At 60.2% G+C, this 21,495-nt stretch carries 25 protein-coding genes; 7 read left to right on the plus strand and 18 right to left on the minus strand.

Annotated features, from left to right (window positions below; genetic code table 11):
* Positions 1-96 precede the first annotated feature (96 nt).
* The 5 genes from ASU33_RS06155 to ASU33_RS06175 all read right to left on the minus strand — a co-directional run bounded on the left by ASU33_RS06155 (position 97) and on the right by ASU33_RS06175 (position 3,651).
* A complete protein-coding gene (locus ASU33_RS06155; RefSeq protein WP_059069313.1) occupies positions 97-765 on the minus strand; it encodes a hypothetical protein in 669 nt (222 codons plus the stop codon).
* A 49-nt stretch (positions 766-814) separates the two neighbouring features.
* Complete coding sequence (locus tag ASU33_RS06160; RefSeq protein ID WP_059069315.1) at positions 815-1,240, minus strand: hypothetical protein; 426 nt, start codon at positions 1,238-1,240, stop codon at positions 815-817.
* An 89-nt stretch (positions 1,241-1,329) separates the two neighbouring features.
* Positions 1,330-2,520, minus strand: coding sequence for a PAS domain-containing protein (locus ASU33_RS06165; RefSeq protein ID WP_059069317.1), 1,191 nt, complete (start codon positions 2,518-2,520; stop codon positions 1,330-1,332).
* 205 nt (positions 2,521-2,725) lie between these two features.
* Positions 2,726-3,019, minus strand: coding sequence for a hypothetical protein (locus tag ASU33_RS06170; protein ID WP_059069319.1), 294 nt, complete (start codon positions 3,017-3,019; stop codon positions 2,726-2,728).
* 131 nt (positions 3,020-3,150) lie between these two features.
* Complete coding sequence (locus ASU33_RS06175) at positions 3,151-3,651, minus strand: YdeI/OmpD-associated family protein (RefSeq protein ID WP_059069320.1); 501 nt, start codon at positions 3,649-3,651, stop codon at positions 3,151-3,153.
* 107 nt (positions 3,652-3,758) lie between these two features.
* Between ASU33_RS06175 and ASU33_RS06180 the strand changes: the two genes are divergently transcribed.
* The 3 genes from ASU33_RS06180 to ASU33_RS06190 all read left to right on the plus strand — a co-directional run bounded on the left by ASU33_RS06180 (position 3,759) and on the right by ASU33_RS06190 (position 5,866).
* Positions 3,759-4,463, plus strand: a complete 705-nt coding sequence (locus tag ASU33_RS06180) for a DsbA family oxidoreductase (protein WP_059069322.1) — start codon at positions 3,759-3,761, stop codon at positions 4,461-4,463.
* 464 nt (positions 4,464-4,927) lie between these two features.
* Positions 4,928-5,230 carry a hypothetical protein gene (locus tag ASU33_RS06185; protein ID WP_149867075.1) on the plus strand — a complete coding sequence of 101 codons (303 nt, stop codon included), beginning with the start codon at positions 4,928-4,930 and terminating at the stop codon, positions 5,228-5,230.
* Between the two features lie 234 nt (positions 5,231-5,464).
* Positions 5,465-5,866 (plus strand): hypothetical protein, encoded by a 402-nt coding sequence (locus ASU33_RS06190; protein WP_059069326.1) that lies wholly within the window; start codon positions 5,465-5,467, stop codon positions 5,864-5,866.
* 33 nt (positions 5,867-5,899) lie between these two features.
* On the opposite strand, the gene ASU33_RS06195 is transcribed toward ASU33_RS06190, so the two are convergent.
* A complete protein-coding gene (locus tag ASU33_RS06195; protein ID WP_059069328.1) occupies positions 5,900-7,147 on the minus strand; it encodes a dipeptidase in 1,248 nt (415 codons plus the stop codon).
* A gap of 77 nt (positions 7,148-7,224) precedes the next feature.
* A complete protein-coding gene (locus ASU33_RS06200) occupies positions 7,225-8,502 on the minus strand; it encodes a gliding motility protein GldB-related protein (protein WP_059069330.1) in 1,278 nt (425 codons plus the stop codon).
* Positions 8,503-8,729: 227 nt separating this feature from the next.
* On the opposite strand from ASU33_RS06200, the gene ASU33_RS06205 reads away from it, so the two are divergent.
* Positions 8,730-9,584, plus strand: coding sequence for an aminotransferase class IV (locus tag ASU33_RS06205; protein ID WP_059069332.1), 855 nt, complete (start codon positions 8,730-8,732; stop codon positions 9,582-9,584).
* On the plus strand, positions 9,581-10,810 hold the full coding sequence (locus ASU33_RS06210) for a cysteine desulfurase-like protein (RefSeq protein ID WP_059069334.1): 1,230 nt from the start codon (positions 9,581-9,583) through the stop codon (positions 10,808-10,810). The genes ASU33_RS06205 and ASU33_RS06210 overlap by 4 nt, the downstream gene beginning before the upstream one ends.
* Before the next feature lie 274 nt (positions 10,811-11,084).
* Here the strand turns inward: ASU33_RS06210 and ASU33_RS06215 are convergent, their stop codons facing one another.
* Both ASU33_RS06215 and ASU33_RS06220 read right to left on the minus strand, forming a co-directional pair.
* Positions 11,085-11,651, minus strand: coding sequence for a dihydrofolate reductase family protein (locus ASU33_RS06215; RefSeq protein ID WP_059069336.1), 567 nt, complete (start codon positions 11,649-11,651; stop codon positions 11,085-11,087).
* A gap of 58 nt (positions 11,652-11,709) precedes the next feature.
* Positions 11,710-12,138 carry a DoxX family protein gene (locus ASU33_RS06220; RefSeq protein ID WP_059069338.1) on the minus strand — a complete coding sequence of 143 codons (429 nt, stop codon included), beginning with the start codon at positions 12,136-12,138 and terminating at the stop codon, positions 11,710-11,712.
* 137 nt (positions 12,139-12,275) lie between these two features.
* Between ASU33_RS06220 and ASU33_RS06225 the strand changes: the two genes are divergently transcribed.
* Positions 12,276-13,262 (plus strand): GlxA family transcriptional regulator, encoded by a 987-nt coding sequence (locus tag ASU33_RS06225; RefSeq protein ID WP_059069340.1) that lies wholly within the window; start codon positions 12,276-12,278, stop codon positions 13,260-13,262.
* Positions 13,263-13,279: 17 nt separating this feature from the next.
* Here ASU33_RS06225 and ASU33_RS06230 read toward each other — a convergent pair whose 3' ends face one another.
* From ASU33_RS06230 to ASU33_RS06255, 6 genes are all read right to left on the minus strand, one after another.
* Positions 13,280-13,771, minus strand: coding sequence for a hypothetical protein (locus tag ASU33_RS06230; protein WP_059069341.1), 492 nt, complete (start codon positions 13,769-13,771; stop codon positions 13,280-13,282).
* Positions 13,772-13,842: 71 nt separating this feature from the next.
* Entirely contained in the window at positions 13,843-14,391 is a 549-nt protein-coding gene (locus ASU33_RS06235; protein ID WP_059069343.1) for a GNAT family N-acetyltransferase, read from the minus strand.
* An 82-nt stretch (positions 14,392-14,473) separates the two neighbouring features.
* Positions 14,474-15,991 (minus strand): M61 metallopeptidase family protein, encoded by a 1,518-nt coding sequence (locus ASU33_RS06240; protein WP_216818544.1) that lies wholly within the window; start codon positions 15,989-15,991, stop codon positions 14,474-14,476.
* A gap of 158 nt (positions 15,992-16,149) precedes the next feature.
* On the minus strand, positions 16,150-16,452 hold the full coding sequence (locus ASU33_RS06245; protein WP_059069345.1) for a hypothetical protein: 303 nt from the start codon (positions 16,450-16,452) through the stop codon (positions 16,150-16,152).
* Positions 16,453-16,552: 100 nt separating this feature from the next.
* The gene (locus tag ASU33_RS06250) at positions 16,553-16,867 is read right to left on the minus strand and encodes a hypothetical protein (RefSeq protein ID WP_149867076.1); all 315 of its coding nucleotides are present in this window, start codon (positions 16,865-16,867) and stop codon (positions 16,553-16,555) included.
* A 149-nt stretch (positions 16,868-17,016) separates the two neighbouring features.
* Positions 17,017-17,955, minus strand: a complete 939-nt coding sequence (locus ASU33_RS06255) for an NADP-dependent oxidoreductase (protein ID WP_059069350.1) — start codon at positions 17,953-17,955, stop codon at positions 17,017-17,019.
* 493 nt (positions 17,956-18,448) lie between these two features.
* Between ASU33_RS06255 and ASU33_RS06260 the strand changes: the two genes are divergently transcribed.
* Positions 18,449-19,483 carry an SDR family NAD(P)-dependent oxidoreductase gene (locus ASU33_RS06260; RefSeq protein ID WP_078062923.1) on the plus strand — a complete coding sequence of 345 codons (1,035 nt, stop codon included), beginning with the start codon at positions 18,449-18,451 and terminating at the stop codon, positions 19,481-19,483.
* Between the two features lie 355 nt (positions 19,484-19,838).
* Here ASU33_RS06260 and ASU33_RS06265 read toward each other — a convergent pair whose 3' ends face one another.
* From ASU33_RS06265 to ASU33_RS06275, 3 genes are all read right to left on the minus strand, one after another.
* Positions 19,839-20,213 (minus strand): SPW repeat domain-containing protein, encoded by a 375-nt coding sequence (locus tag ASU33_RS06265; protein WP_059069352.1) that lies wholly within the window; start codon positions 20,211-20,213, stop codon positions 19,839-19,841.
* A 165-nt stretch (positions 20,214-20,378) separates the two neighbouring features.
* The gene (locus tag ASU33_RS06270) at positions 20,379-20,969 is read right to left on the minus strand and encodes a sugar O-acetyltransferase (protein ID WP_059069354.1); all 591 of its coding nucleotides are present in this window, start codon (positions 20,967-20,969) and stop codon (positions 20,379-20,381) included.
* 48 nt (positions 20,970-21,017) lie between these two features.
* On the minus strand, positions 21,018-21,407 hold the full coding sequence (locus ASU33_RS06275; protein ID WP_059069356.1) for a VOC family protein: 390 nt from the start codon (positions 21,405-21,407) through the stop codon (positions 21,018-21,020).
* Positions 21,408-21,495: the final 88 nt, after the last annotated feature.

Genomic DNA, 21,495 nt, shown 5'->3' on the forward strand with positions numbered 1-21,495 from the left:
CTTCTGAGTTAATGAGTTAACACTAGCTCAGGCAAACGGCCGCGTTGCGAGTACTGTTATGGCCGAGGTGCCGCCGGCTAGCCGTGCCCTAGGTGCTTATTGCGCGCGATAGGGCAGGGCCGTATAGGCGCGCTTCGCCAGCTCTTTGCCGAGGCTTTTGGCATTCACCACCACGTTGCCGGTTTGCTCGTGCTCGAAACGCCAAGCCAGTTGCCCGGTACGGCCATCGTACACCGAGAGGTAGGAGCGCACCACGTTGAGCGGTGCCTCGCTGGGGTCGGTGGGGGCAAACAGCATTAGCATGGCCAAGGGGCCAGGTAAGGATTGCACCACCCGGGTTTCGCCGGCCAGCACGGCATCAACGCCCAGCACCTGCTGCAGCTCTTCGGTGCTGCGGTAACCTAGACTATCGAGCGAAATGCCGGCTTGGCTCAGGCGCTTGTTGGTTTCGGCTACTTCCTGAAATTGCACGCGCCAGCTTTGCTGTTGCAGGCGCGTGGCCAGCTCGCCTTGCAGGCCATAGGCCAGGCCGCGAATTTCGGCGGCCTGCCGGCGGTCGAACTCGGCTTCCGACATGCCTAGGTCGTCGAAGGAAACTTCGGATAGCCAAGGCCGCTCCACCCGCACGTAAAACGGTAGCACGGCTACCGTGCGGTGCGTTTGCAACATGCTGGGCACGTTTTCGCGGGTGGCGTACAGGCGCTCTACGCACGAGGAGGCCAGCAAAACCAGCGTAAAAAGCAGCGGAATAACACGACGGCGCATAGGCCGGCAAAGGTAGCGGCCAGCGGCGCGGTAACGGGCTGCTCCGGGACTACAAATTGCGGCGCACCCAGCGTTTGGTTTCCTCCAGCGTTGTCAGTATTTCGGGCTCCAGGATGTAATCCTCGCGGGCGGTGGTGTTGGCGGCGTACACCTGGGCCGCAATGCGCCCGAATATGTTCTCCGACGACACCAAGCCGATGTGCCGAACGCCGAGGTGGTAGGCGCGCGGGTTCCAGTCGGTTTCAAGCCACAGCTGATCGGCGGGTACCAGGGCGCTCATCTTGCGCATGTCAATCAGCCAACCCAGGGGCCAGGTTTGCTGCGCTTCGCGGGTGTAGTAGGCCAAGGCCTCGTCCATGAGCGAGCGGAACTGCGCGCTATTGGCAAAGCTGTGCCACCGCACGGCCACGCAGGGCACGTCCGGCATCAGCAGCACGTCGCCGTAAGGCTCAGAAATGACAACCGACTCGGCCATGGATAAACAGGGTTTAGCCCCTAAACGTAGGCAACCGAATTAACGTTGGGCTATTCTCATCAGTAAGAAATCCTATTCTCCTGTTTTAGTCATAACAGCTTCATATTCTGAACCTCAGGAACCTGGCGCAAGTCGGTAATATCTGTGTTGGTGCCAAACCAGCGGGTAATATTGCCCACAGCATCGCGCAGCGGCGCCGCCTGCGATAAAAACCAACGGTACTCGCCCGTGTGGCTGCGCAGCGGAAATACGTCTTGCCACGGTTCGCCGCTTTGCAAGGCCTGCATCCAGCGTTGGTACACCCGCTGAAAGTGCTCGGGGTGGTGCACGTGCTCCCAGCCCCAGCCGCGCATTTGCTCGAGGGTGGTGCCGGTGTAGTCGTACCAGCGCTGGTTGTACCACACAATGTAGCCCGAGGCCTCGGTCATCCAGGCGAGCTGCGGAATGGAATTCGAAATGGAGCGGAACTGCTCTTCGCGGGCTTGCAGCTGCTCGCGCAAAATGTGTTGCTCGTGTATATCGGTGCAGGTACCAAACCACTGCAAAATGTGGCCATCAGAGTCAAGCAGGGGCAAGCCCCGGCCCATAAACCAGCGGTACTCGCCTGTGTGCGCCTTCATCCGAAATTCTTTTTCGAAGGGCTGACCCGATTGCAAGGAGCGGTTAAGCGCGGCTATAGCAGCCGAAATATCGTCGGGGTGCATGGCCGGGCCCCAGCCCCACTCGCGGCCTTCCTCCAACGTGAGGCCCGTGTACTCCGACCATCGCTTGTTGAAGTACGTGATGCCGCCGTCGGGGCGGGCTATCCACAGGATATCCGGAATCGACTCGGCCAAAAACTCGAACTGCTGCAAGTGCTGCTGCGCTTGGGCTGCTGTTTGCTTGCTTTCGGTTATATCAATGCAAAAGCCTTGCAGCAGCACGGCCGCGGTGCGCTCGGCATTAAACACGGCGCTGCCTATCGAACGAATCCAGCGGGTTTGGCCGTGGTAGCCGGGCTCCAACACGCGGTACTCGTTTTCGTAGCGGCCGTCGCCGGCGGGGTTGCACGCCCGGTTAATGGTTTGCTGCAGGCGGCCCCGATCCTGCGGGTGCACGGCGGCCAGCACCTGCTCAAATGTTATTTCCTGATCGGGAGCAAAGCCGAACAGTATTTTGCATTGCCCCGACCACAACAGCCGACGCTCGGGCAGTGTCATTTCCCAAACGCCAACCCGCGCTGCATCCAGCGCCGCCTGCAACTGCTCGATGGGGAAAGTAGGCAACGAGGTAGTAAGCATAGCTTCGGAACGAACAGGGGGAGGAAGGATTGCGCGGCCACTTGCTACTAGGTACGCACCGCGGCGCCGGGCGTTTTGCCCGCCACGGTTTAGCTAGTAAAGTAGCCCTGGCCGTCTAGGGCGAAAAAGCACCCACGCTGCAATTGGCGCGGTGCTGCACCTAGGCAAGCAATTCCTGAAAGCTGTTCCGAAAAACTACGCTGCCCTAGGTAACGGCAGCCGACTCGGCTGGGCGCGGGGCAGTTACCCTGGGCGCCGGCTCGTCGTTGAGTGGGCGGTACCCATCGAGCAGCACGGAGTTTAGGCGCGGGTCGTAGGGCCGGGGCCGGGGCGCGGCTTTGGGCGTGCGCAGCTGATATTGGGCCGCGGTGGGTGCTGGGTTAGGCTTATTTTCGGGCTCGGGCAGGCCAGTAATGGCCCACTGGTCGCGCTTCCACACCCCATCCCGAAAGGCATAAAGGCAAAGGGCAAGCAGGCAAAACAGTAGCAGTAGGTTCATGGCACCGAATGCTGTGGTAAGTGGGGTGTGTACCCCACCCGCCGCCGCAAGGTTACTGCCCAGATGTAGTGTTTTTGTTAAGCCCGAGGTGTGGCAACAAGCTGATCAGCAATGCTAAACACTGTTTGTGGCTACACAGGCAGCGTTTTGGGTGGCCTGAAGGGGTTGCCGCCGGTAGCCAGCTGGTGCAGCACGCCCAGCACCCGCTGCACCCGGGTTTCGGTGCGTTTGGCCGTGCCGATGTAGTGCGCCAGGTTGCGCTGCTGCCCCGGCGTGAGGCGAGCAAACGCCTGCTCGGCTTCGGGCCACTCAGCCAGGCCTTCGGCAAATTCTTCGGGTAGGTCTACGTGGTCGGGGTTGGGGTCGGCGGTAAGGGTAATGTCCACCTCGGCGCCCACCTGCAGGTTGGCTTGCTTCAGCAGGGCCTTGCTCACCATCAGGTACCGCTCGCCGGTGCGCATGGGCAGCAGGCCGCGCCGAATGGCAAAGCCGTTGAGCGTGCCAACGATGCGCTTCACGCTTTTGCCGCCCAGGCCTTCTACCACTTCTTCCGGCACAATCAGGATAAGCATGGGCATGAAGCCGAGGCCGTTGGGCTGCAGGCGCGCCCGAAAGCTGAAGGTTGGTTGCATGGCCGGAAGTTACGTGTCCGCTCCGTATTGGCGTAGCCCTAGGTGCCGGCGGTAAACTTTTCGGCAGGCAATTGACTTATTGCCACCAAATCGTTTTGCTCCGAGAGATGAAAGTAGAAATCTGGTCCGATATAGTTTGCCCGTTTTGTTACATCGGCAAGCGCCGCTTTGAGGCAGCCTTGCAGCAGTTTGCCCACGCCGAGGAGGTAGAGGTGGTGTGGCACAGCTTCGAACTCGACTCCAACACCCAAACCGCGCCGGGCGAGCAGTTGTACGGCCGCCTGGCCGCCAAATACGGCCGCTCCGAAGCTTGGGCCCGCCAGATGTGCGCCGATATGACGCAGACAGCCGCCGAAGTAGGTCTCAACTTTAACTTCGACATTGCCGTGCCGGCCAACACCTTCCGGGCGCACCGGCTGGTGCACTTGGCCGCGCAACACGGCAAGCAGGATGCCGCCAAGGAGCGTTTGTTTAAGGCTTATTTAGAAGAAGGCCTGAACATCGACGACGTGGCCACGCTGCAAACCCTAGCTGCCGAGCTGGGCCTCGGGGCCGAGGAGGTAAGCCACACCTTGGCCTCCGATGCATTTGCCCAAGAGGTGCGCCACGACGAGTACCAGGCGCAGCAGATTGGCGTGCGCGGCGTGCCGTTCTTCGTGTTCAACGACAAATACGCGGTATCGGGCGCACAGCCGTCGGAGTTATTCCAGGAAGTGCTCGAGAAGGTATACGAAGAGTTTAAGCCAGCGCAGCCCAAAGCTGTAGTACCCCTGGCCGAGGGCCCCGCCTGCGGCCTCGATGGCACCTGCTAACAGTTGACGTAAGCCTTAGTAGCTTGGCAACGGCCGCCCTCTATCCCGAGGGCGGCCGTTGTGTTTGGGGGGCCTGCGCAATGGTTGAGCTTGGATAAAACCGAGAAGCCTCGTGCGCGCGCATTGCTGCGTCCCCGACGGCCGTAATGCAACAATCAAGGCAAGGTGCAAGCGTAAGTATTTACCGAAAATATGTGCAAATGCGTAGCCCAGAGTGCGTTGATTGCGTACAATCGTTCCCGACGGCTGCCTGGTGTTTCTTGCCTCAGCTGCTTTAAGCGCCGTTGCGGCCTCGCCAGCAGGGTTGCACCGGCGTGCTGGTCTGTTGGACTGCGCGTTCTGCTTACCGTGTGTTCTTTGCTCATTGCCCTGTGCTGCCGCAAGCGTGCCGACCGGATAAGGACAGTGCGCCTATCCGGTTACCCTACCCATCTTCTTTCGTTAGTTATTGCTCCTCCACAACCATGACTCCTTCAACCCCCCGTGTTCGTGCCTTCATAGAGACCAGTGGTTCAGTAGCCGAAGTATGCTTGCTAGTGCAGCCAGAGCCCGGCGTAGATGTGCCGTGGCGCTGGGATTTGCCTTATCCGTTGTGGGCCTCGTGGGGCACCGCCCGTACTGCCCGCTGGTTAGCCGATCAGTTTTTCCGCCACGACATCAGCCTTACGCGTGCCGTTGGGGCCGAAGCCGTGCGCCACGCCCTGCTACGCGCCCTAGAGGTGCACCGCCGTTTTTTTAAGGTGACGTGGCTGTCCAATGTGGCTTAAGCCTGAAGAAGGTAGCTGGGGCGTTTAATGTAATAACCCACAGCACCCTAGTTGTTTACAACCGAAAAAAGTCTCTGCAGCCTTGCAGGGGCTTTTTTTGTGGCTAACCAAGATGCATTTGGGTGTAAGTAGGAGGTTAAAATGTAGTTAATGTGTAATAATGTCATGGTCAATTAATTACGAAAGCCTAGTTTTGCGCCCCATTCCGCCGAACAGTACTTAGCCGCACAGTACATGGTCACACGCCTGCTTTACGAATCTCCGGTACTTGCTCTTTCGCACGATGAGGCTTCCGATTGGTTGTACCTTGAGTGGTACGGCACACCTACACTGAAACAAGTGCAGGAAGGCTGCGCCCTTATCGGGCAGGCTTTGCACGAGGAGAGTACCCAAAAAGTGCTGTGCGACATTTCGCAGGTGCTGCAGCCCAACCAGGAGGCCGTGCGCTGGGCGCTAACCGAGTGGCTGCCCGCGGTGCGCAATATGGGCTTGCGCTACGTGGCGTGGGTATATTCGCAGCATTACATCATCGGGCGCGAAACCTTCGACCGATTACACGTGCTGCTTACCAGCCCCGTAGTTGCAGCCTTCGACGATTTAGCCTCCGCTTACGATTGGTTGCAGCAGCAAGCATAAAGTAGTTTTCTGCGTTCCAGGCGCACGGCGGGCTTACTTACCGGCCGTTGTTGCCGGCGCTGCGGTACGGGCCCTTTCCACGGCCCGCATTACCCTGAACAGGTTTCCGCTCCAGATCTTCTCGATGTCGCGCCGCGAGTAGCCGCGCCGCACCAGCTCGGTGGTGAGGTTGGGGTACTCGCCCACGTCGCGCAGGCCGTCGAGCTCGGTGCCCCCGTCAAAGTCGCCGCCGATGCCTACGTGGTCGATGCCGGCTACGCGCACAATGTGGTCGATTTGGTTTACGGCATCTTGCACCGTAGCCAGCGGCACCGGGAAGCGCTTGTCCAACTCATCCATCTCAGCCAAGGCCTGCTTCTGCTCCGCCTCGGGCAGACTATACACGTTCAGGAAGTTCTTGATTTTCCATTTGGCATTAAACGCCTGCACCGCGGCCGCGCGCGCCGGGTTGGTGGGCTGTGCTTTCACATAGGGGCTGAACAAGTTGAGCTGCACCACGCCATCGTGCCGGGCCAGGGCGCGCAGCATATCGTCGGAGAGGTTGCGGGGTACGTCGCTCAGCGCCCGCGCCGCCGAGTGCGAGGCAATTACGGGCGCTTTCGAGAGGCGCAGCACATCGTAGAACGTGGAGTCGGAGGTGTGCGAAATATCCACCATCATGCCCAAGCGGTTCATCTCGGCTACGGCTTGCACCCCCAGGGGGCTCAGGCCTTGGTACTCGGGGCCGTTGGGGTCGGTGGCCGAGTCGCAGAGGTCGTTGTTGGTGCCGTGGCACAGCGTCATGTAGCGCGCCCCTAGGTTGTAGTACTGCTGCAGCAGGCCTAGGTCGCGGCCCACGGGGTAGCCGTTTTCGATGCCGATAAAGATGGCCCGCTTGCCGGCCTTACGAATGCGCACGGCCTCGGCGGGCGTGGTGGCCATGGCTATTTCGGTGGGGTGCGCTTTGATGGCCGCGTGGATGGCGTCGAAAATCCGGAGCGCCTCTTGCTTGGCGGCGGTGTTGCCCTCGGGGGTGCGCGGACCTTGCCCCATATACACAGCCCAGAATACCGCATCGAGCCCGCCGCGCTTCAGCTTCGGAAAGTCGAGCTTGGCTTCGGTGGGGTCGTTGTCCTTGGTCAGGTCGAAGCCCGGCTTCACCAGGTTCATGGGCGTGTCGGCGTGCGTATCCACCGTAAAAATCTGCTCGTGCAGCTTGCGCGCTTTGGCCTCTTGCTGAGCGGCGGCCGAAGTACCTAGGGCAGAGGCGGCGATGAACGGGAATAGCAGGCGGAGGCGCATGGCAGACGGATAAGACAAAAGCCGATCGGGTAGTGCTGAAGGTACTACCCGATCGGCTTCGTTACGCTACCGGCAACCTAGCGGCGGGCCAAATCTTCTTCGTAGCCGCTGGCGGCCAAAAAGGCTTTGGCGTCGCGGATGTTCAGGATGTCGGCCACGGCTTGCTTCTTGTCGGTGGCCTTGTTGTAGTAGGCCTGGCAAATTTTGTAGCCCACGTAGTAGCCTAGGTCGCAGGGCTTCTCGGGGGTTTCCTGGCGGCCGTTGGCAATCCAGTTGCTGGCGTCGCGGCCTCCCATTTCTTTCTTAAATGCCTCCCACAGCTCTTCCTCGTGGGCATTGCCGTACACGTGCAGGCGGGCGTTGTTGCCCAGCGTGCCCGTTACCAGCTCGGCTATAAAGTCGGCCATGCCCTCGTTGATGGTGTAGCTCAGCAGCGTGCCATCCTGCGCGCCTTGGTTGCTGTGAATCAGCTCGTGCAGCAGCAGGGTAGGCATTTCGGTTACCATGCCGTTGCGGTTGCGCTGCAGCAAGTTCAGCTCGGTGGTGATTACACCCGGCCCGTTGGCCGTTTGATCGGCCCCGATGAGCAGCCCGGCATCCGACACCGTGCCGCCCGACGAAAACCCACCCACCACAAAATAGATGTGCTGGAAGTAGGCCGCGGGGTACAATTCTTGGAACTTCTGAAAGACGGCCAGCATCTGCGGCTTTTGGGCCGCAATGGAGTTCAGCGTGGCCTGAATGGAGGCATAGTATTGCGGCCGCGCCAGTACGCGCCGGGCAAAGGTTTGGGCGTTCCGGATTTTGTAGGCGTAGTAGTCCTGCAGCCCAATGGAGGCTTTGCCGAAATAGTCGCGCTGAAAAATGGCGGCGGCATTGGCCGTGTCGGTCTTGGCTTTGGCGTAGGCTTGCCAAAAGTTGTCGATGTCGGTGGTAACGAGCTTAATGTCCTGCACGCGGCGCACCTTCTTTTTCTCTTCGGCCTTGCGCACTTCAGCCAGCAGCTTGGGCCACTGCTTGTGGGTGTGCAGCACTTTCAGGTCGGAGTCGTGCTCCATGTTGGCGGCGTTTGCATAACCGGCGGCCACTGCCTTTTGGGCGTACTTAAGCGCCTCGGGAGCGTTGTTGAGCAGGCCGTAGTCGCAGGCTAGGTTGTAGTAAACCGTGGTTTTGTGGCGAGGCGTAATGCCCGGCGCACGCAACGCCAGCTCGTAGGTGCGGGCCGAGGCTTCGTACTGCTGGGTGCGGTACTGCTCCTGGCCTTTGCTGTTCAGCGAATCAAACTTGAGGGTATGTTGGGCAAAACCCAGGGTGGAGGTAAGCGTGAGGGTAAGCGGTAAGAGAAGTCGGCGCATAACCGGGTGGGTGGTGGATGGAAATACTGCAGCGCGAAGAGCATTGCCCAAGCACAACCACTAGGCAAAGCTTCTGCACCGCAGCCATAGATAGGCGAAACACTATGTGGTTGCTTTGCGGTGGCCAAATCCGTGTTTTTCGCGCGGCCATTACAGTTGGTGCTGCGCAGCCAGCGCTGTGGAGTTCTGCCGAACGGCCGTAACTTCCGGCGCTTGCTACCCCGCCCATGAACCCGGCTCCCTACGCATACCTGCGCGGCGATTTTGTGCCGCTCGATCAGGCCTTTTTGCACGTCAGCGACCTAGCTGTTCAGCGCGGCTACGGCATCTTCGATTTCCTGAAGGTGCAAGACGGCCACCCGCTGTTTCTCGACTATTACCTCGACCGTTTCTACCAATCGGCTGAGCTGATGGAGCTAGTCGTGCCGCTTGCGCGGCCCGAGCTGGTGGCGGTGCTGCGGCAGCTCATCGGCCGCAACAACCTGCCGCTGTCGGGCATTAAGCTGCTGCTCACGGGTGGGTACTCCAGCAGCGGCTACGAGCCGCCCGCCCAGGCCAACCTCATCATCACGCAGCAGCCCATCGCGCTGCCCACGCCCGAGCAGTTGGCGCGCGGGCTGCGGATCATCAGCCACGAGTACGTGCGCGAGTTTCCGGCGGCCAAAACCATAAACTACACCATGGGTATTCGGCTGCTGAAGCGGCTGCAAGCCCTAGGTGCCGACGAGGTGCTGTACCACCAGCAGGGTGCGGTGACGGAGTTTCCGCGCGCCAACTTCTTCATCGTGCGCCAAGACGACACCGTGGTTACGCCCGCTGCCAACGTGCTCGGCGGCATTACGCGGCGCAACATCCTAGGTCTGTCGGGGCGGCCGTACCGCATTGAGGAAGGCCCCGTAACCCTGCACGACGTGCGCCAGGCCAAAGAGGCTTTCCTGACCAGCACCACCAAACTGGTAATGCCCGTAGTGCAGCTCGACGACCACGTAATTGGCAGCGGCCAACCCGGCCGCGTCACCCTCGATTTACTTCACGCCCTAACGCAGCTCGAACAACAGCAGCTGACGCAATCCTACGCATGACGCACGCATCCATCCTCGCTATCCGTTCGCACTTTCCGGCCCTGCAGCCCGATGCCATTCGCCCGCCCTACATCTTCTTCGACGGGCCCGGCGGTACGCAAATGTCGCGGCAGGCCCTCGATGCCATGGTGGCCTACATCACGGGCGGCATGGCCAACCTGCACGGCACTTTCCCGACAAGCGTAGGCACCGATGCCCTGCTCGACGAGGGCCGCCAAGCCGTAGCCGATTTGCTGAACTGCGAACCGCAGGAGGTTGCCTTCGGCCAGAACATGACCTCACTGGCCTTTGCCATTGCGCGCGGGCTGGCCGGTTTCATCAACCCCGGCGACGAGGTGGTGGTAACCGAGCTCGACCACCGCGCCAACGTCGACCCGTGGGTAACGCTGGCCAAGGACCGCAGCGCCGTGGTGCGATTTATTCCCGTCAGCCCCGAAACCTACACCCTGGAGCTCGACGACCTAGGCAGCCTGATAAACGAGCGTACCAAGCTGGTAGCCGTGGGCATGTCGTCGAACGTGACGGGCACAGTTACGCCCATAGAGCGCATCATTGCCCGCGCCAAAGAGGTGGGTGCCATTACGGTAATTGATGCCGTGCACGCCGTGCCGCACCTGCCCATCGACTTTCGCGCTCTAGGTGCCGATGTGCTGCTGTGCTCGGCCTACAAGTTTTTTGGGCCGCACCTAGGCGTGGCGGTAGTATCGGCCGAGCTGTTCGAGAAGCTGGCGGTGTATAAGCTGGCGCCCGCGCCCACCGACATTCCGCACAAGCTGGAAACCGGCACCCAAAACCACGAGGGCATTGCCGGGCTGATCGGTGCGTTGGAGTTTGTGCAGGCCCTAGGTGAGGGCAGCACCCGCAAGGAGCGGCTGCGCGCGGGACTCGAGGCTATTGATGCCTACGAGCAGGAACTGGCCCAGGAACTCGAACGCTTTTTGCTGTCGGTGCCGCAGGTGCGCTTGTACCGCGCGCCAGCCGGCACGCGCAAAACGCCAACGCTGGCATTTACCATCGAAGGCCGCAACTCCCGCGAGGTAGCCGCTTGGTTTGCCAAGCACCACCACATGTGCATTGCCGATGGGCACTTCTACGCCTCCACGCTGGCCGATAAGCTGGAAGTTGGGGCGCAGGGTGGTTGGGTGCGCATCGGGTTAGCGCCGTACAACACGGCTGAGGAAGTGGAGCAGTTTAAAGCCGCGCTGCAGGAGTTTCTGGCTGAGTAGCTGACCTAGGAAGTGCGCACGGCTCTCCCGCTTCGCCAGCGTGTAGCGCGGACTTTGTAGTCCGCGTCCCCGGATAGTAATCTGCTGCCATTGAACAACGGTTAGAGAATTCTATCTGGGGGCTGCGGACTACAAAGTCCGCGCTATACCCAGGCGAAGCGGGAGAGATGCTTCGACAAGCTCAGCATGACGTACGAGTATCAACCACCCCTAGCCCACGCCGCTCGAGGCGCGGAATTCATCTGAGGAGGGGAACGAGCACTAGTTTGTAGCTCTAGCTTTGGTTGGCTTCTTCCTTCTGCGGAGCGGGGGCGTAGGTGAGTACGGTTACGCCGGAGGGGTAGGCTTTTGAGCTGACCAGCTTTAGGTTGGCGGTGCTGCCTTCCTGAAACAGGCGCTGGCCTTTGCCTACCACCAGCGGAAACACCATCAGGCGGTACTCGTCCACGAGGTTGTGCTGCATCAGGGTTTGTACCAGCTGGCCGCTGCCGAACACCAGAATATCCTGGCCGGGCTGCTGCTTTAGGCGCGTAACGTACTCCGCTAGGTTATCGGCAGCAACGATGTGCGTGTTCTGCCAGGGGCCTTCGCTAAGCGTGGTAGTTACCAGGTGCTTGGGCATGGTGTTGATGCGCTCGGCGTAGCCGTCTTCGTCGGTGCGGCTGGGCCAGGCGGCGGCAAAGCCCTCGTAGGTAACGCGGCCGAGCAGCAGGTCGTCGGCAGTCATCATTTCGTGCAGCTTAAACTGGCCTTCTTCCTCGCCGAAGTACTCCAGCGTCCAACGCGGTTCTTCCATTACGCCGTCGAGGGTCAGGAACTCCGATACAACTACTTTTCTCATGGTGGGGGAGAGGGTTAGGTAATGCTAGGTTGTAGAATGCGAAACTATTGGAAAGTGCTTAGGCCACGGCTAGCTGGGCAGCCGGAGTAGCATCAGCCATCAGGGCCGACGGCACGCGTTGGCCCTGCCGCTTTTTCCAGAGCAGATAGCTCAGGCCCATAAAGCCCAGAAACAGCAGCGGCGATACGATAAGCGCAGGGCTGTCGTGGGCGGCGGCGCGGGCAGCGCAGGCCCCGAGCAAGTTGAAGGTGAAGCCGGCGTAGGCCCACTCCTTAAGGGTGCGGTAACGGGTTTGCACCAAGGCCAACGCACCCAGGGCCTTGCCCGCGCCCAGCACCAGCAGCACGTGCTCGGGGTAGCCTAGGTGGCGCATAATCTCGCGGCCCTCGGGGCCTTGCATCAGCTCCATGATGCCGGCCATCAGCATAAAGGCCGCGAAGAGCAGGGTGGTGGAGTAGTAAAGGGCGGTAGTGGCTTTGGCTTTCATGGCTGGGCTGGGCTAAAAGGGTTTAGTAAGTGCCTGATCGACATCCCAAAAGTATTAGCAACGCCGACCACCTAGGGGGTGTAAATGCGACCATCTGAGGGGTTGATTGCGACACCCCATAATGCTAGCTTGGCACCATGAAACACATAACCATCCTGGTTCCTAAGGGAGCCATTCTAGGAAGCATAGAAGGGCCACGGCTGGTGTTCTCGGAGGTAAATGCTCTGATGCAGCGCATGGGCAAGCCGCCGTTGTTTCAGATTCAGCTGGTGGGCCTCGTGCACGACACGCCCGTGTGCGGCGGCCTGTACCAAGTGCATACCGATTTGCTGACTTCCGATGTGGAGCGCACCGATTTGGTGGTAATCCCCGCCATCGACGGCGACCTAAGGCAGGCGCTCGACGATAACCGCGACTTCATTCCGTGGATTATTAGCCAGTACAAGCGCGGCGCCGAGGTGGCCAGCCTATGCGTGGGCGCTTTTTTGCTTGCCTCCACGGGCCTTATCAAAGGGCGGCAGTGCACCACACACTGGGCGGCGGCCAGCTACTTCCGGGCCATGTTCCCCGATGTGCAATTGGTGGAGGATAAGCTCATTACCGACGAGCACGGCATCTACTCGAGCGGTGGTGCTTTCTCTTACCTCAACCTGGTGCTGTACCTGATTGAGAAGTATGCCGGCCGCGACATTGCCGTAACCTGCGCCAAAGTATTCCAAATCGACATCGAGCGCGTCAGCCAATCGGCCTTCATCATTTTCAAAGGCCAGAAAGAGCACGGCGACGAGCCCATCAAGAAGCTGCAGACCTACATCGAAGACAACTACCAAGAGAAGATTACCGTCGATCAGCTGGCCGACATGCTGGCCCTAGGTAGGCGCAACCTCGAGCGGCGCTTTAAGAAAGCCACCGCCAACTCGGTGGTCGAGTACATTCAGCGGGTGAAAATCGAAGCGGCCAAAAACAGTTTGGAGTCGTCGCGCGATACCGTGAACGAGGTGATGTACCAAGTGGGCTACACCGACCCTAAGGCCTTCCGCGACACGTTCAAGCGCATCACGGGTTTGTCGCCGAAAGAGTACCGCGACAAGTACAACCGCGAGCGGGCCGTGGTGGCGGTGTAGCAGATTGCAGCGGCTGCCTATTCCAGCAGGTGTAGTCCGTAAGCGGCGGCCAACTCGGCAAACGCCGTGTAGTGGAGCGGCGGCAGAAAATAGGCGGCCATATTCAAATCAAAGGCGCTGTGGAGTAGCACCCGATAGCGCGGTACATAAAAATCAACGCGTCCCTGCTCGCGCAAGCCCAGCGTTAGTTGGCCAATCAGCTGCGCCCAATGAGCTACCGGCTCTAGTTCATCACTGGCAGCAAGGTTGCTGCAGAAGATGGTGCCCGAGCGAAACAAGTGAGCAAACAGCTGCACAAACTTGTCTTCCTCGGCCAGGTAGAAGCGGTACTCCTGCAAGGTTTGGAAAATGGCAAAGCTGACGATATCAGTATCGGCTTCTTCGACGCTCAGCCAATGATCGTAGATGCACAGCGTGCGTCCGACGGTGCCGTTTGGTAATGGTAACTCGCCTTCGGCTGCTAACTGCTGCCGCAGGAGTAATACGTCGGATTCTATTGGCTCAGGCATTGGCTATCCGGCAAAGATAGTCACCACAATCTGGGGCAATGTCATGTGCGAACTTTGTTGCTGGCTGAAGCTCAGTACAGCACCTGCACCCGGCTGGTGTCGTAGAGCTGCAGCCAATCGCGCCGCAGAATGGCGTAGAGCAGCTCGTCCTCAAACTCGCCTAGGTCGTTCAGGCCCGATTCGCGCATGACACCCTCGAACTGAAAGCCTGCGGTTTTCTCAATGGAGCGCTTCGACGACAAGTTCGATACGCGGCAACCGGTGGCTACGCGGTTCAGGCCCAGCAGCTCGAAGGCCAGGTAAAACAAATGCGGCTTGCTGCGCGGCGTAACGCCCCGGCCGCGCATGTGCTCGAACACATCGGCCCCGGTTGAGCCGGCGCGTTCTTCCCAGCTGTCCACCGAGAGCAGCGTCATGCCGGCCAGCTCCGAGCCGAGCATGGAGTAAAAGCCGAAGTTGGTGCGCTGGCCTCGCTCGTACCTAGGCAGGTAGTTGCGGAACATTTCCTCCAGCATGGGCTGCGTATCGGGGTAGCCCTGGAAGAGGTTAAACACCTCTGTCAGATTGTCCTCGTTGATGAGGTGCAGCGTAATGCCATCGGAGTGCAGTGCTTTGAACATGGCAGTGGAGGCTAAGTCAGATAAACCTAAGGTAGTGGCCCTAGGTCGTTTATAGCTGAGGTGCCTGCCGCCTATGCCCAGGTTACTTCTGTGCTACTGATTTAGCTGCCGGCTTGGTATTGAGGTACCGCTCGCGCACGGCGCTGCTGTTGCCGGTAATCTTCAGCGTAGGTACTCCCTGCACGGTTTCCACCTCAAAGCCCTCGAGGAGGTCGGCGGAGCTGAGCGGCAAATCGGCGCCAACCAAGATGTGCTTCTGAAAGAAGGCGCTGATGTCTTGGTGCAGATAGTCCTGCACCATAGCCAGAAAACGCTCGTCGGTGAACTTCTGGCCGGGCTGGCGGCAGGCCTGCAGCATGTCGCGCATCAGGTTGTCGAGCGAGCGGGTGTAGTTGCTCTTCTTCAGAATTTGGTTGTCGAGCCAAAAGGCAAACACGGCACCGCGGCGGTAAGCCAGCGTTTCGAAGCTGCGCGACTTCCAGAAGTTCTCTTTGAGCACGTAGTTGGGCTGATTGCGCTCGGGGTTATTGTACAGCGACTTGATTATGCGGCTGTTGAAGCTCTTCACCCAATCCTCCAGCGAAAGGTCGCCGTTGCGCAGGCGGTTTTTGTAAGCGTAGTAGTCGGTAAAACCTTCCGTAAACCAGTAGTTCAGCTCCTCGTGTGCGGCGCCAATTTGCCCGCCCAGCCAGTCGTGCATCATCTCGTGGTTGAACATGTAGCTGAGCACATCCCAGTTGTTGAACGGGTTGTTCGACGACTGCAGCTTGAAGCCCTGGTACATGCTCTCGCCCCGCATGCTTTGCCCGCGCCAGGTGGTATCGGCGGTGCTGATGGTGGGGCTTAGGAACACGGTATACATGGCCGGGCCAGCATCGTTCCAGAACTCGCGCTGGGTGCTGAGCACCTTTTGCATGCTGCTGAGCACGCGGGCATCGTCGTAGTGTTGCCACTGCCCGCGCACGGCCAGGTACACGGGCTTGTTGCGGTAGCTAAACTGCTGCAGGCGGTAGTCGCCGCCGACGTAAAGCGAGCGGAAGAACTGCGTCCAGAGCTTGCCCCGAAAGGTTTGCTGTGCCACCTGCGAGGCAAACGTGTTGTGCAGCACGTAGCCCTTCGGAAAGCCCACCCACCGGATGTTGGCCGTAATGCTCGGCTCGGTGGGCGCATTGGTGATAAACTCGGGCATGGCAAACAGCGACTCGCCCAGCACGTGGAAGTACGTATCGGTTACGCGCGGCCGGTTGAAGGCGTCGCGCGGGTACTCGGCCGCATCCTGCTTCACGCGGTACGAGAAGCTCACCGAACGGGTTCGCGGGTGGTACACCACAATGCGGTTGCTATCGGGCACCACCCGAAAGCGGTACTGCGCGTTTTCGCCGGCAAAGCCGCCAATGCACCGCAGCAGATCTTTCTCGCCCCACACCTCGTTGGCGAAGTGAAAGTAGGTAGAGTCGGTGGCCTTGGGGGTGCGCACGCTCAACTGCACCCGCAAACCCTCGGTGCCTAGGTTGGGCGAGTAGTGCACGGCGTAATCGAGGCGGTGCTGGGCCAGCAGCAACGTAGGCAGCAGGCAGCAAACAAGTAGCAGCAGTTTCATGAGCAACGGTGAGGGCGAGCGTGTTGGCAAATGTAGACTTACTGCTAATCAGCTGGTTTCACATGATGATGTGAGTTGCCGTGTGGGGCCTAGGTGAAAACAACACAGGGCCGCCCTGCACGTGGCAGAACGGCCCTGGTCTTGAAATATGGGCTCGGTTAGTACGAGCTGCCCGAGGTAGTGGAGGCGGCTTTCTGCTTTTGCTTCTTGCGCGCCTTCTTCATTTCCTTGTTGCTGCCGCTGTTCTGGCTCTGGGTGGTAGTAGTGGTTGTTTCGCGGTCGGCAGCGGGTTGGGTGTTTTGGGCCGGTAGCGTACCCAGCGACCCAGGCGCTTGCGCAGGCGGCGCCGATTGCGGGCTGGTGGTGCCGTTTACGGTTGGGGTGCTTTGCGGAGTGGTTTGGGCCGAGGCAGCGGTGGCGCTCAGCAGCAATGCGGCGGCGAATACAAAAGCAAGTTTCATAGCGGTTGGGGTTACTAGCGAGCTGTGTCATACGGCTTAGCTACCCGTTGCGTTCAACTTGCCCGGCACAGTGCAAGCGCTATGGCCCTGCAAACAGCCCCTAGCGGGTGCTCGGGAATAAGCTACGCTTGGCCGCGAGCAGCAAAACCAGAGCCGCAACGCGGAGGCTGCCGGTTACGGAATAACCCAGCAGCGGCCCGCCGTCGCGAAAGTTGTGCAGCAGCACGTAGCCGGCCATCAGCAGGGCCAACACCTGCCATACCACCAGCAGCTGCAAGGCCAAGCGTTGCAGCCCAGGTTTTCGGTACGCAAATAGCCCCACCAGCAACAGTAGCAACAAGCCAGAGCTGCGACCTACGCGGCCGCTTTCGGCCACAAACCACAGCTTTTGCAAACCGGGCAATAGTTCGGCCACCAGCAAACACGCCGAAGCCACATGCAATTGCAATCGAGAGTTTTGTGGGCTATCCATCGAGCCAAATATAGCCGCACAAACAAAGGCACGGCCCGCTGCCGCTCACCAAGGAGGGTAACAGCGGGCCGTGCAGCGTAAAAAACGCGTGGTTACAGCGTAACCACCACTTTGCCTTGGGTGCGGCCGGTGGCTACTTCGTCTAGGGCTTGGGGCAGTTGCTCGAAGGCAAACGTGTGCGACACGTGCGAGCGAAGCGCGCTGCTGCCCAGCAGCTCGGCTACTTGCGGCATGCCCGGCTCGTTGGAGTTCACGAGCATGCCCTTGGCCGTTACGCCCCGCTGCTCGGCGCGCTGCGGCGTATCGGGCGTGAGGCCCAAAATGCTTACCAGCACACCACCGGGCTTCAGCACCTCCAAGGAGCGAAGCTGCGTGTCGCCGGCCAAGCAGTCGAGCACCACATCCACGGGCTCGATGGCTTGTTCAAAGGCTTGCTGCTGGTAGTCTACAATCTCATCGGCACCTAGGCTTTGCACAAAGTCGCGCTTAGCCGCCGAGGCCGTAGCCACCACGTGGGCGCCTAGGTGCTTGGCTAGCTGCACAGCGTAGTGGCCCACGCCGCCCCCAGCCGCATGCACGAGCACGCGCTGGCCGGCTTGCAGGTTGGCGTTGTTTACCAGCGCTTGCCAGGCCGTAAGGGCCGCCAGCGTACCGGCCGCGGCTTCGGCCATCGAAATGTTGGCGGGCTTGCGCACCAGGTGGGCGGCCGGAGCGGCAACCAACTCGGCGTAGGCGCGGCCATGACCGGGGAAGTTTACCATGCCCAGCACCTCGTCGCCGGGTTGCAGGGTGGTTACGTTGCTGCCCACCTCGCGCACGGTGCCGGCAATGTCCCAGCCGGGCATCACGGGGCTTTGCTCTTTTAGGCTGCCGTATAAGGCCTTGCCCTGGCAGGTTTTTACATCTACGGGGTTCAGGCTGATTGCCTGCACCTGCACCAGCACATCGTCGGCACCTAGGGTGGGAGTGGGCTGCTCGGTTAGCTGCAGGCCAGCCGAGCCAGTGGGCTCAGCAAGGATGAACGCTTTCATTGGAATAGTATAAAGTAGAACAGCGGCAGTTCAGCCCGCCGCCGCGTGGCACATTGGGCTATTAAACCAACTCCGGCCAAAAAGGATATAGCGTCGCTCAAAAGAAGATAAAGTCGGAGCTAGAGCTAAGCTAGAAGCTAGTTCCCCTCCTCAGATGAATTCCGCGCCTCGAGCGGCGTGGGCTAGGGGTGGTTGACTCACCGTTGTTTACCTAGGGCGTCATGCTGAGCAAAGTCGAAGCATCTCTTCCACTTTGCCAGCGTGTAGCGCGGACTTTGTAGTCCGCGTCCCCAGATAGTAATTCCTAATCAGCCGAACAATAGAAGAATGTATCTGTGGGCTGCGGACTACAAAGTCCGCGCTACAGAAGCACCGCTCGTTCACGCAAACGCGGGCTTAAGCCCGCGCTACACTCCAACCTGGAGCATATCCAGCCCCGGCGGCAAGCCGTAGGCCGAAGTGCCACACCGTGCCCAATCCACTACTACTTGCTATGAAACACAAACGCCTACCAGTATCCATCAACCTGGCGCTGCTCGTGCTGCTGATTGGAGTGCTAAGCAGTTGCGCCACCTCCAAACCCGGTGCGGCGGTACAGAAGAAAGTGCAAGGCAAAACCTACGTGATTGTAGGCGCCTCGAGCGGCTTTGGGCGCGGCATGGCCGAGCAGCTCGGCGCCATGAAAGCCAACGTAGTGCTGGCCGCCCGCCGCACCGAGCTGCTCGAAGAAGTAGCCACCAAAGTGCGTGCCGGCGGCGGCCAGGCCTTGGTAGTAACCACCGACATCAGCCAGCCCGACCAAGTGCAGCGCCTCGCCGATGCCGCCGTGCAGCAGTTTGGCCGCGTTGATGTGTGGGTAAACGACGCGGGCGTGGGCGGCATCGGCCGCTTCTGGGAAATACCCATTGCCGACTACTCCCGCATGATCGACGTGAACCTGAAAGGCATTGTGTACGGCAGCCACGCTGCCATGCAAATCTTCAAGAAACAGGGCACAGGCGTGCTCATGAACCTGGGCTCCGTCGAAAGCCACGTGCCCTTGGCCTACCACGCCGTGTACGCCTCCACCAAGGGCGCCATCAAAAACTTCGACCAGGCCCTTAACCAGGAGCTGCGCCTGAGCGGGCTTAAGAACATTGAAGTGGTTACCATTGAGCCGTGGGCCGTGGATACCCCCTTCTGGACGCACGCCGCCAACTACAGCGGCGGCACGCCCCGCATGGCCGCCATGGACCCACCTAGCAAAGTGGTAAACGCTATGGTGCGCTCCTCGGTACGGCCGCGGCAAGAGCTGCCCGTGGGCTGGAAAGCCCGCGGCGCCGTTACCTCGCACCGCATTCTGCCGCACTTCACCGAGCGCCTATCGGCCAACGTGGTGCACCGTTACCAAATGAAAACCGCCCCGCCCGCCCCTGCCAACGCCGGCTCCCTGCACCAGCCCGAGGCCGAAGGCCGCGGCGTAGCCGATGGCGTAAAAGCCCGCATCAAAGCCGAAAACAAGCAGCGCCGCGAGCAAAAAGGCAAATAGCTGTTACAGTCCGTCCCGCACGACCCCGGCGCCCTAGGTGCCACATGCTACCAGCGTGTGTGCCACCTAGGGCGCCGAGGTTATAGCAAAGGCAGAAAGAAGTAGAGCGTCATGCTGAGCGAAGTCGAAGCATCTCTACCGCTTCGCCAGCGTGTAGCGCGGACTTGGCTACGCCGACCTTCGATTGCATTCTGCGTCCGCAGATAATAAAACCAACAACGGCTCGGAGCCTCTGCCCCGAGCCGTTGTGGTATTGTACCTGGTGCCAATCGTGCTGGCAAACGCGGACTAAAGTGAAAATCGGCGTAGCCAAGTCCGGGCTAAATGAGGCGGCCAAAGCACAGGCGGCACAGCCTTAGCGCGTGCGGTACTTGGGCATTTCCTCGGGCCGCGACAACGCCGTAACGATGCTGGCAATGGTGCCCATGGCCAGGAACGCGTTGCGGGCGCGGGTGTTCTTGGCAAAGCCAAACAGCCACGGCGCAGCCAAAGCCGTCAGGCCGCTCACGGCATCGAGCGCAAGGTGGGTTTTGTAGGGAATCACCTTCACGGCGCCCCATTCGGCGCGGGTAAACAACGCCGAGAGCAAGGCCGTGCCGCTAAGCACGTAGCACAGGGTAGAGGCGGTTTTGTCGTCGGTGAAACCGAACGCGGCCGGCGCGGCGGCGATAGACGGAATCATGGTGAACTCCGGGATGGCGTGCTGGCGGCGCGAAATGGGCTGATCCATAGTTTATCGGGCTGAGTTGATGGGTTGTACTACCTGCTACCAGAGCAGTAAAAAAGCCAACGGCCCAACCGCCCAAAAGGATAATGACGAGGTTGCCCTGCTGCCGCTCCGCCACTGACCCAAATCCTTGGCCCGGCTGCCCGCCTTGCCCGCGCTCCGCAGCACCTAGGGCATGCCCATGTCGGCAGCTTGCTCGCCGGGTTCCAGCTGCCTGATTACCCGGCAGGGGTTGCCGGCAGCAAACACATCATTCGGAATGTCGCGGGTAACTACGCTGCCGGCCCCAATTACGCTGCGGTGCCCAATGGTTACGCCGGGGCAAATCACGGCGCTGCCGCCAATCCATACGTCGTCGCCAATTACCACGGGCTTGCCGTACTCCAGCCCCGCGGCGCGCTGCCGGTAATCCAGGGGGTGCGTGGCGGTGTACACCTGCACGTTGGGGCCCAGCAGCGTGCGGCTGCCGATGCTCACGGGCGCCACATCGAGCACTACGCAGTTGAAGTTGAAAAACACCTTGTCGCCGAGCCGAATGTTGGTGCCGTAGTCGCAGTAAAAGGGCGGCTGCAGCCACAGCTCGGTGCCGGCGTGGGGGAGTAGCTGCTGCAGTATGCGCCGCCTTTCGGCCACTTGGTCTTCGCGCGAATCGTTCAGCTCCTTCAGCAGCAGCCGTGCTTGCAGCCGTTCCGCCGCAAGCTGCGGGTCGAGGGCATCGTACAGCTCACCCGCCAGCATCTTTTCTTTCTCGGTTTGCATGCAGTACCAACAGGTGAAGGATGGTTTCTGCCCTAGGCCGCGCCTTGCCTACTCGGCTTGCTCATCGGCGGGCTCCCACAGCTCAATCTTGTTGCCTTCGGGGTCGAGGATGTGCACGAATTTGCCGTACGCCGAAGCCTCAATTTCGTCGAGGATGGTTACGCCTTCGGTGCGTAGCTGCGCTACCAGGGCCTCCAGGTTCTCGACGCGGTAGTTGATCATGAAATCCTTGGCCGAGGGCTCGAAGTAGGTGCTCTTGTCGGGGAAGGGGCTCCATTGCGTCGAGCCTTTTTTCGTGGGGTCGGCATTATCGCGCCATGCAAAGCTGGCCCCGTAGGGATTGGTATCGAGCCCTAGGTGCGTTTTGTACCACTCGCGCACTTGGGTGGGGTCTTGGCACTTGAAGAAGATGCCGCCAATGCCGGTTACTTTTTTCATTGTCTTGGTTGTGTCGGGATGGTGCCGTTCGGCACAGTAGCGCAGTCTAAGCAAAACCGCGGCGAGATGATCTGAAGATTCCCAAGTA

The organism is Solirubrum puertoriconensis, from assembly GCF_001483135.1.
Lineage (GTDB): Bacteria > Bacteroidota > Bacteroidia > Cytophagales > Hymenobacteraceae > Solirubrum > Solirubrum puertoriconensis.